We start from the raw sequence: 10,980 nt of genomic DNA on the forward strand, positions 1-10,980 counted from the left end.
TGGGCGGCGGCCGCTTACGCCAACAGGTCTTTCACCACGTGCGCCGGATCGACGCCCGTCAGGCGAAAATCCAAGCCTTGGAAGCGGACCGACAAGCGGTTGTGATCGAGCCCCAACTGATGCAGGATCGTGGCGTGCAGGTCGTGGACATGGACCGGGTTTTCGATCGCGCCAAAGCCAAACTCGTCGGTTTCGCCGTACACATGCCCGGCCTTGAATCCGCCGCCGGCAAACCACATCGTGAACGCATCGATGTGATGGTTGCGGCCCGTGTTCTCGCGCACTTCGCCCATCGGCGTGCGCCCGAATTCGCCGCCCCAGATGACAATCGTATCGTCCAGTAAACCCCGGCGTTTCAGGTCCATCACCAGCGCCGCGGTGGCTTGATCGATCTCTTTACAGATCTCCGGCAAGTGTTTCTGCAGGTTTTCGGTGGGGCCGCCGTGGTGATCCCAATTGGTGTGATACAGCTGGATAAATCGCACGCCCCGTTCGACCAGCCGGCGGGCCAGCAGGCAGTTTCTGGCATAGCTCGATTCGTTGGGATCCTTGATGCCGTACAGGGCCAGCGTCTCGGCGCTCTCACCGGCCGTGTCCATCAATTCCGGCGCGGAGCTTTGCATGCGGTAGGCCAGTTCGTAGGCGTTGATCCGCGTGGAGATTTCTTCGTCGCCGGTTTCGACCAAGCGTTTGAGATTCAATTCGCGGACCGCATCCACGACGGCTCGTTGCTGCGCAGGTTCGATCGACTCCGGGGTGGAGAGGTTCAGGATCGGATCGCCCTGGTTGCGCAGCGGTACGCCTTGATAGGTCGTCGGCAGGACGCCGCTGCCCCACAGTACGGCCCCACCACGCGGTCCGCGCGGTCCGCTTTGCAGCACCAGGAATCCGGGCAAATCATCACACTCACTGCCCAGCCCGTAGGTCACCCAGGCGCCCATGCTGGGCCGCCCGAATAAACCGCTGCCGGTATTCATAAAGAATTTTGCCGGAGCGTGATTGAACAGATCCGTCTTGCAGGTTTTGACGATCGTCAATTCATCCACGATGTTCGCCGTGTGCGGCAACAGATCGCTGACCCACGTACCGTTTTTGCCGTAGCGGCGGAAGGAACGCGTCGTGCCCAACAGGTCGCTGCGGTGGCTGCTGTCCATAAACGCAAAGCGTTTGCCTTCGACAAAGCTGCTGGGGATCGGTTCGCCGTTGCGTTTGGTCAACTCCGGTTTGTACTCGAACGTCTCCAGTTGGGACGGGCCGCCGGCCATGAACAGGAAGATGACGTTCTTGGCTTTGGGCGGAAAATGCGGCGTTTTGGGTTGCATCGGCTCAGCCGCCGAGGCGGCCCCGGCCGAATCGGCCATCAGCGACGCCAGCGCCATCGAGCCCACGCCCATCGAGCAGCGGGAGAAGAAATGGCGGCGGGTTTCCTCGCGCAGCCGGTCGCGGTTTTGCATCTTGTCTGACATCGTTACGGGGTCACTCACGAGTGATTGTTTCGTCCAGGTTCAGCAGCGTCCGGGCGGCGCTGAGCGGATCGAGCTGGGTCAACACAGCCAACTCGTCTTCGGTGGGCGTTCGCGAAGTGCAGCGCCGAAACGCGGTCTCCAGGCCGTCGCGAACAATGATCTTTTCCAGCGCGGTGGCGAACTGCACATGCGCCGGATCATTCATCAGTGTCAGGGCTTGCAGGGGCGTGTTGCTGCGGAGCCGCCGGGTGCAAGTGCTGAAGCCATCGGGGGCGTCAAAGACACTCAACGCGGGCGGGGGCGTAGCGCGGAACTTAAACGTGTACAGGCCGCGTCGGTAACGATCTTCGCCGACACTGGCCTTCCACGCTCGTTTGACCTGTCCCTGCCCCATCACGCCCTCGGGGATCGGCGGATACACCGGCGGGCCGCCCAGTTTGGGCGACAACAAGCCGCTGGCGACCAGCGACGCGTCCCGGATGATTTCCGCGTCCAGCCGCAGCCGACGCTGGCGGGCCAGCAGATAGTTTTCGGGGTCTTGCTCGTCCAGTTCCGGCCGCAGTCGCGACGTTTGCTGGTAGGTGTGCGAGCTGACGATTAATCGCTGCATCGCTTTGATGCTCCAGCCCTGCCGAACAAATTCCAGTGCCAACCAATCCAGCAATTCGGGATGGGACGGCGAGGAGCCTTGCAGGCCAAAGTCGTTTTCGATTTCCACCAAGCCGCGACCGAAGTGTTGTTGCCAAAGGCGGTTGACGATCACACGGGCGGTCAGTGGGTTTCGGGGGCTGACGATCCAGCGGGCCAGATCCAGCCGATCGAGCGGCTCGTCGGTGCGCTCCGCAGGCCTTTCCAGCGGATGCAGCACCGCAGGCGTACCGGGCGTCACTTCGGCGCCCGGCCGGGTGAAATCGCCCTTGATCAACACGTGCGTCTTACGCGGCTGGGCGCGTTCTTTCAAAACCAACGTCGTGGTCAGCGGTTCGGCATCGCCTTCGGCCTCGCCGGCGTCCCCGTCCCGCCCATAGACCTTCATCGACGGTTCGTCCTGATTATTCAGGAAAGCGAACATCTGGTAGTATTCGACCTGCGAGATGGGATCGAATTTGTGGTCGTGGCACTGGGCACAGCCGATCGTCAAACCCAGCCAAACGGTGCCGGTCGTAGCCACTCGGTCGAAGACGCTGTCGACGCGAAACTGCTCGCGGTCGATGCCGCCTTCCTGGTTGATCTGGGTGTTGCGGTGAAAGCCGGTGGCGATTCTTTGACGCTCTGTGGCGCTGGGAAGCAGGTCGCCGGCGAGTTGTTCGATCGTAAAGGTGTCGAACGGCATATCTTGATTGAAGGCATCGACGACCCAGTCGCGATAGGCCCAGATCTGCCGCGGGGCATCGATGGAGTAACCGTTGCTGTCGGCATAGCGTGCCTGGTCCAGCCACCACAGTGCCCAGCGTTCGCCGTAGTGAGGGCTGGCCAGCAATCGTTCGACCAGTTCGCGGTAGGCCGCCTCGGGATCCGCCGCCGCGGCGGTGACAAAGGCATCGATTTGGGCGGGGGTGGGTGGCAGACCGGTCAGGTCCAAGCTGACGCGGCGAATCAGCGTCTCACTGTTCGCTCGTTGTGAGGGCGTGATGCCTTCGCCGGCCAGGCGAGCTTGAATAAATCGATCGATGGGGTGCGAGATGCCCTCGACCGGCGGCGGTTCGTGGGCTTGCGGCGGGACAAAGGCCCAGTGCGTTTCGTAGGCCGCGCCCTGCTCGACCCATCGCCGCAGGGTTTGCTGCTGGGCGTCGGTCAGCCGTTTGCCGGAATCGACCGGGGGCATCCGTAGGTCGGCGTCGTCCGTCAGAATGCGGGCGACCAATTCGCTTTCGTCCGGCTTGCCGGGTACGATCGCCGCGTTGCCGCCGTCCCTGCCGATGGCTCCGGCAAAGGTGTCCAGCCGCAGGTCGGCTTCGCGAGCCGCTTCGTCAAAGCCGTGGCAGGCGTAACAGTTCTCCGCCAGGATCGGTCGCACGTCCCGGTTAAAATCCACGGCCTCTCTGAAATCCCCGGCCTCTCCCGATGCGGCTTGCAACACCATGCCGTGGCTGCCTGCGCAGCAGCCGATCACCATCAATGAAACGGCAAGGGACCATCGAATGCGGACGCTGCGCATAGGTTACTCGTGCGGGGAATCACTCCGAAGGAGTGGCAATCGGCGGGGGGAAGAAAGTCAGCCTGGCTGCCTTTCATCTTAACCCCGTTGCGCCACCGCTGCAGGCAGACGCGGCTGCCTGCAGCGATTTCGATCCCCGCACTTTCACCTTACAGCGGCAGCAAAGATAAGTCGGGCAGCGCGGGCACTGGGGGATCGCTCTGACCTCCGGCGGATGCCGGCCCCTGAGGTATTGAGCCGTGGGATTCGCACAGAATGCGAAGCTCCGTGTTGTAGGTGCAAACGTCCCAGCCCGGACCCCCAATGCCGATGTCAAACCCGGAGCCACCGTTGAGGTAGTCGTCGCCGGTTAAGCCCTCGAGCTGGTCATTGCCGCCGAACCCGTAGATCGCATCATTGCCGCCCAAACCCACAATCACGTCGCGCCCATCGGTTCCGAAGATCAGATCGCTGCCTTCGGTGCCGACCAACACGCCAAAGTAAGGCAGGCCGTGCAGCGGACCGCCGACAACGCGTCCGTCGTAGCCGACGTAAATCACTTGCCCATAACCGTTCGCACTCGGGAGGAACGTGTCTGCCGCGGCACTTGACGTGAACAACAGGGCAGCGCCCAGGCTCAGCAGGATCTTGCTCAACAGGGTCTTGGTTGTCATTTGAATCATCCTTTTATTCCTGCGCGGTGAGAAAACCATACGTCCAAGAAGCGAGCCGGCATCACCCACGCTTTCCACATCCCGCCCGCTTTCCACATCGAACGCGGGCGTCGCAGCGAAGCTTTACCGGCCGATTCGCAAGGCCCTTTCGCAAACGCAATACCAACCCGTCCACCAGAAGGGCCGCTATCGATAAATCCCCAGTGTTAGGGGGTTCTTTGCGGTCCTCTGGATTTTTCCGGTTGAGGCGAATGGTCGTTTATCGCGCAGGCAGCTGAGTCGGTGGTCGATAATCGACCGGGTGTGCTCGGCGCAGATCGCGGGATGGGACGTGCCGCCGGCTGGAAATCGCCGCCTCGCCACCGGAACGGCGTCGCGAGGAAGCTCTCGGCCCGATAAGATCGATGGGCCATGAAGATCGATGGGGCCATCGAACGCGGTGGTCGACTAGTTTTTTTTCCGGCTTTGTTCTCCGACGACACCGGGGACCTCGGCATGACCTTGAGCGACCGGTGATGCTCGGAAAACTCGATTCCATCCAGGTTGGACTTCCGCGCCGTTACGTTGGGGACGGCGACGCGGAGAAGGCGTGGACGTCGGCGATCGCCAAACGGTCGGTCACCGGCCCGGTGCAGGTCCGGCAGACCAATCTGGATGGTGACCGTCAAGCGGACCTCAAGCACCACGGCGGCCCCGACAAGGCGGTGCTGGCCTATGCGGCCGCGCACTACGAGGCGTGGCGCGAGGACTTTCCGGACGTGGTTTTTGGCCAGGGCGGTTTTGGCGAGAACCTGACGATCTCCGGCTTTGACGAGACGGGGTGTTGCGTCGGAGACGTCGTCGGGATCGGTGGCTGTCGGCTGCAGTTGTCCCAGCCGCGACGACCGTGCTGGAAACTCGCCCGGCACTGGAAACTGCCGAAACTGGCCGTATTGGTTCAGAAATACGGCCGGACCGGCTGGTATTACCGCGTTCTCGAAGAGGGGCCGATCGAAGCGGGGCAAGCTGTGCAATTGATCGATCGCCCCTACCCCGAATTGACCGTGGCCTGGGCCAACAAAGTCATGTATGCGAAACCGCGGTCGAAAAGCGACGACCTGCAACTGGCCGCCTGCCCTGCCCTGTCGGCTTCTTGGCAAGCAACACTTTCGAAGCGGGCTACAACCGGCGTCGAAGCCGACGCCTCGGCTCGCCTGGACGGCGGCCACCGGTAGCTCGCTTGTCGATCATCGCTTGGCTGTTCCCGCCCGCGTGGAATCGGTTTTCGGACGAACGTCCCGCGACGCTGCACTTGGTTGGGCTCAGCTGTTAATCTGTTACGGGAATCGGCAAACTCGCGACTGCCGACGGCCCTCCTCTGCCCCTCCCTCTTCATCTCGCCTACGGTCGCTGGATATGTCCTTTTTCGCACCACAGTTGTTTCGCCGGTACCAACTTTTTCTAAACGCCGCACTGGTCCTGGCGTTGGCCTGTCTCATTCCCCCTCGGTCTTTCGCCGCCGAGCAGAGCGAAGGGCAAACCTATCGCGTGGGCGTGGCTAAGCGAGACATCACGCCCGAGTACCCGGTCCGCCTGAATGGATTCGGGATGCGGGAAACGCCCTCCGAAGGCGTTTCGCAACCGATCTGGACGCGAGCTCTGGCGATCGAGGCCGACGAGGCGGAGTCGCCGGTCGTCATCGTGACGCTGGACAACCTGGGGATTCGGTACCCGATGGTCCAGCAGGTCGCCCGGCGGGTGGCGGCGACCACCGACCTGTTGCCCGACAATCTGATCGTCACCTTCACGCACACCCATAGCGCCCCGAAGGTCAACGGCGCCTCGGACAATATCTTTGCCGAACCGATTCCCGAGGCCGACCAACAGGCCATCGACCGCTATACCGCGGAGTTGACCGAGCACCTGGTCGCCGTCGTGCAGCAGGCCCTCGGGAACCTGCGTCCGGCAACGCTGCACTGGGGTGTGGGCGAGGTGGGCTTTGCCAAGAATCGCCGCACCGCAGGCGGGCCGGTCGACCATTCCCTGCCCTGCTTGATCGTGCGGAGCGCGGAATCACCCGACGACATCCTGGCGCTCTACACGACCTACGCCTGTCACTGTGTAACGCTCTCGCACAATCAGATCGATGGCGACTGGGCGGGGTACGCGGCCAATGGGATCGAGCGTTACTTTCCCGATGCCGTGGCCATGGTTTCGATCGGTTGTGGTTCGGACCAAAACCCCGACAGCGGCGTGACCGGAGACAAGGTTCAAGTCGCCAGACGACAGGGCATGCAGATCGCCGACGAGGTCGCACGATTGATTCGCACCACGGATCTCCAGCCGCTGTCCGGCCCCGTGCGGGCCGCCCACACCCAGTTGCAGTTGCCGTTTGAGACGCTGCCCAGCCGGGCCGAGTACCAAGCGATGGCCGAGGCTGGCGGAGCGGCCGGCTACAATGCCCAAACCCAACTGGCGCGGCTGGATGCCGGCCACTCGCTGCCCACCGCCCTCGACTATCCGATTCACGTCTGCTCGTTCGGCGACCAGCTGTGCATGGTTTTTCTGGCCGGCGAGGTGTGTGTGGATTATGCGATCCGGCTGCGCGGCGAACTGGATGGATCGCGGATCTGGATGCACGGCTACAGCCAGGACTTCGGCGCCTATATTCCTTCGGAGCGTCTGCTTCGCGAAGGCGGCTACGGAGGCGGAGCGGAGATCCCTTATTTTGCCTTGCCCACGCGTCTGGCCGGCGGGCTGGAAGACAAGATCGTCTCGGCGGTTCACCGTTTGGTGCCGGAGGCGTTTCATCAAGACAAAAGCGATGGCTCGAAGTCCCACGATGCTTCAAAGACCGGCGGCACGGTGCCCTTGGCCCCGGAGGATTCGCTCCAGAAAATGCAAGCCGCGCCGGGACTGGAGGTACGGCTGGTCGCTTCGGAACCGCAGATCTCCGATCCGGTGGCCATCGACTTCGGCCCCAAGGGTGACCTGTGGGTGGTGCAGATGAGCGACTACGGCCACGGCATCGAAGAGGAGTTCGTTCCCCGCGGCGAAGTGCGGGTGCTGGACGATCGAGACGGCGACGGACACTTCGAAACCGCCCGCGTCTTCGCTGCGGGGCTGCGTTATCCGACCGGCGTCAAAGTGTGGCGCGACGGAGCGTTGATCTGTGATGCCCCGCACATTTATTTCTCTCGAGACACCGACGGCGACGGGGTCGAGGACAGCCGCGAGATCCTGTTCACCGGCTTCGCCACGCACAACGGCCAAGCCCGCGTTAACAGTTTGCGCTGGGGGCTGGACAATTGGTTGTACGGTTCGGGCGGCCTGTTCGGTGGCGAGATCACCAACGCAAAAGGCCAAACCGTGGATGTTTCCGGACGTGACTTTCGCATCCGGCCCGATCAAGGCATCATCGAACCGGTCACGGGCCGAAGCCAACAGGGACGTTGCCGCGACGACTGGGGAAACTGGTTCGGGTGTTCCAACAGCCAGCTGCTGACGCACTTTCCGGTCGACGACACCTATGCCGGACGAAACCCGTTCGTCGCGCCTCCGCCGTCGCTGGTCTCGGTCCCGCGAGGCCCCGAAGCGGGCAAGCTGTATCCGCTGGACAATCTGGTGCTGTTTCGGTTGTCCGGGGCTCCGGGCAAAGCCACCGCGGCCTGCGGGGTCGGCGTCTATCGTGACCGGCTGCTGGGCGAAGGGTATTCGGGCAATGCCTTTACCTGCGAACCGGTCAACCAATTGGTCTACCGCCAAGTGCTCTCCCGCCAGGGGGCTCACATCGTCGGCCATCGTGCCGAGGAGCAACAGGAAAGCGAGTTCCTTCGTTCCAGCGACCAGTGGTTTCGTCCCGTGCAGGTCCGCACCGGGCCGGACGGCGGCCTGTGGGTTGTCGACATGTACCGTTATGTGATCGAGCATCCCAAGTGGATCCCCGACGAGACGTTGGCCCAGTTGGACGTGTTTGCCGGTCAGGATCGAGGCCGTATCTACCGGGTCGTGCCGGCCGACAAGACCGCGGAGCCACGCCGATCGCCGCTGGATTTGGATTCGCTGGAACCGGCGCAGTTAGCCCAACAACTCGATTCGCCCAACGGCATCGTTCGCGATCTCGCCCACCAGATGTTGCTCTGGCAGAGTGCGGTGGAAGCGAAGGAGACGTTGCACGAACTGGTTCAAACCGGCACGCATCCGGCAGCCCGCATTCACGCGCTGAGCGTACTGGCGGGACTGGATCTGTTGACCGCGGAACGGTTGGGTATCGCTTTGGAAGACCCCTCTGCCCACGTTCGCCAGCATGCGGTCCGCTGGTCCGAACCACTGCTGGATCAGCCGGCCCTGCAGCGAGCGATCCTGAAGCTCGCCGCCGACCCGGCCTATCCGGTGCGCCGGCAAGCCGCCTACGCGCTGGCCCACCTTCCGCCGGAGCCAGCCGCGCCGGTGCTGGCGCGGCTGGCCACCAAAGATACCGATGCCTACCTGCGGGCGGCGGCCCTCAGTTCGCTGACGCCCGAGAACGTCGGAGCGGTTGCCCAGATCGTGCTCGACGACGCTTCGCTGCGTGATCAGATCGGCAACGAAGTGCTGGCTACGGCCGCCGGAACAGGAACGGCCGCCACGGTGCGGCAAGTCCTGGATGGGCTGTTGGCTGGCCAGCACTCGGCGGCCCAGCCGTGGCGATTGCGGTATGTGGCCGAGTGGCTCGATGGGCTGGACCGGCGAGTTCGCGAGGGACAGCTCCGTTTGGTCCCCGCCTCCGGCGACCGCAGCTCCTCCGCGGCCGCAGCGGTAAGGTTGACCCCCGACGACCATCTGCGAATCGCCTCGCTTCGACGACACGCCTACCGCATCGTCACCGACACATCGTCCGACGATCGATCGTTGCAGGCGGCGTTCGCCCTGCTCGGCCGCGGGCGCGGTCCGGCCACGCAGGCCCTCCTGAACGACACCGCGGACTCGAGCGACCCCACGGATTCGAGCGACACCGCGGACCCGAGCGGTCCCGCAGACTCGAGCGACCCTGCGGAGACACCCCACACGGCTGCCTCCGGCGATACGCTTTCCCCGGCCGCGACCAGCCGCGCGCTGGCCCGGTGGATCGATCTGCCGATCGCCAAAGAGCGTCAGCTGTGGGCGATCGCGGCGCTCAAGCGGCGGGGCGGACCGGCCGACGCGGCGGCCCTGCTGGACCGCTTGGATTTTGCCACCCCGCAGGTTCGCACCGCGATCATCGAATCGCTGGTCACCGCGCCGGCCTGGAACGCCGTGGTCTTGGAAGCCTTGACCGAAGGCGTGATTCGCCCGGTGGATATCGCCAGCGACCATCGACAAGCATTCATCGAACGGCAAAGCCCGGCTCGGCGTGAGGAGGTGGCAGGTCTGTTGGTCGACCCCCAACAACAGGACCGGGCCGCGTTGGTCCGGCAGTGGCAGGACGTTGCCCATCTGCCCACCGACCCGCAGGCCGGCCAACAGGCGTTCATCAAGCACTGCAGCGTGTGCCATAAGTACGACGGTGTCGGCCACGAGGTGGGACCCGACCTGGGCGGTTTGACTTCGCGCGCGACCCCGTTTCTCTTGACCGCGATTCTGAATCCCAATCGCGACGTCGACGCCCGCTACCAACGCTACACCGCCCTGACCGATGACGGCCGCTTGGTGTCCGGCCAACTGGCCACCGAAACCGCCACCAGCATCACGCTGTTGGAACAAGGCGGAAAGCAGCACGTGCTGCTGCGAAACCAGCTGGAAGAACTGACGCCCAGCGGCCAGTCCGCGATGCCGGAAGGACTGGAGAAACAGATCGATAAACAGCAACTGGCCAACATCATTGCCTACCTGCAGGGTGCCGGTTCGCCGGCGCGTCAGTGGGCGCGCCAGCTCCTGGACCCCGAAGCTTCGACCGAAACGCGGGTGGAAATGATTCAGACGACTCGGCTGCCCGCCGCCGACCTGATCGAAGCCCTGACGGTGGACCTGCCCGCGGGCGATTCCGAAGAAGAGTACCGCCGCATCCCCTGGATCTGGCGGGTGGCCATCGCCGCCGGTAAACGGAATCAATCCGAGGAGATATTAAGTTTGCTCGATGCGTCGCTTCCGGCCACCGGCCAGCCCCTGGCCGATTGGCAGAGCGTCGTCATCGGTGGCGGGCTGATCAACGGGATCAGCCAAGCCGGCGATTGGCCGCTGGACCGGATCCAGCGACTGGTCGCGGGCAGCGGGGATCTGCCGGCCCGCTGGAACCATGCCGTGACCGAGGCCGCCGCGATGGCGGACGATGTCCGCGTGGCTTCGGGCACCCGCTACGACGCGCTGCGAATGATCGCCTTGGCGCCGTGGTCATCCTATGGCACAAAGCTGGTTGCTTACCTCGATTCAGACGATGCCGACCTGCAGATGGGCGCGGTCAGCGGCCTGGCCGATATGCCGGCCGCCGAAGCCGGTGACGCTCTGCTGGCTAGCCTTGCGAAATTGACCCAGCGCAACCGCCAGCTGGCCATCGCCGGATTGCGACGCACCGAACTGCGGGCGCTGCGGCTGTTGCGGGCGGTCGAAGCGGGCGACGCGCTGGCCGCGTGGTTCCGTCCGGAGGACCGTCGCGCTCTGAAGACGCACCCGAGCGACGACGTCCGGCGGTTGGCGGCCCAAGTGCTGCGGTGAGTGGTTTACTGCGGCGAAACGCACCGCAGCTAGTCCTTTTCGCATTTGACGAGAC

General features: G+C 63.9%; 5 protein-coding genes. 2 read left to right on the top strand and 3 right to left on the bottom strand.

Annotated elements, in window-relative coordinates; genetic code table 11:
- Positions 1 to 14 precede the first annotated feature (14 nt).
- From GE027_RS05340 to GE027_RS05350, 3 genes are all read right to left on the bottom strand, one after another.
- The gene (locus GE027_RS05340) at positions 15 to 1,484 is read right to left on the bottom strand and encodes a DUF1501 domain-containing protein (RefSeq protein ID WP_237607299.1); all 1,470 of its coding nucleotides are present in this window, start codon (positions 1,482 to 1,484) and stop codon (positions 15 to 17) included.
- Positions 1,477 to 3,501, bottom strand: a complete 2,025-nt coding sequence (locus GE027_RS05345; protein ID WP_237607300.1) for a PSD1 and planctomycete cytochrome C domain-containing protein — start codon at positions 3,499 to 3,501, stop codon at positions 1,477 to 1,479. Before GE027_RS05345 ends, GE027_RS05340 begins: the two co-directional genes overlap by 8 nt.
- A 272-nt stretch (positions 3,502 to 3,773) precedes the next feature.
- On the bottom strand, positions 3,774 to 4,277 hold the full coding sequence (locus tag GE027_RS05350) for a calcium-binding protein (protein WP_202617334.1): 504 nt from the start codon (positions 4,275 to 4,277) through the stop codon (positions 3,774 to 3,776).
- 515 nt (positions 4,278 to 4,792) lie between these two features.
- Between GE027_RS05350 and GE027_RS05355 the strand changes: the two genes are divergently transcribed.
- Together GE027_RS05355 and GE027_RS05360 are read left to right on the top strand one after the other, a co-directional pair.
- The gene (locus GE027_RS05355) at positions 4,793 to 5,491 is read left to right on the top strand and encodes an MOSC domain-containing protein (RefSeq protein ID WP_153556153.1); all 699 of its coding nucleotides are present in this window, start codon (positions 4,793 to 4,795) and stop codon (positions 5,489 to 5,491) included.
- 181 nt (positions 5,492 to 5,672) lie between these two features.
- Positions 5,673 to 10,925, top strand: a complete 5,253-nt coding sequence (locus GE027_RS05360; protein WP_153556154.1) for a neutral/alkaline non-lysosomal ceramidase N-terminal domain-containing protein — start codon at positions 5,673 to 5,675, stop codon at positions 10,923 to 10,925.
- Positions 10,926 to 10,980 lie beyond the last annotated feature (55 nt).

The organism is Roseimaritima sediminicola (assembly GCF_009618275.1).
Lineage (GTDB): Bacteria > Planctomycetota > Planctomycetia > Pirellulales > Pirellulaceae > Roseimaritima > Roseimaritima sediminicola.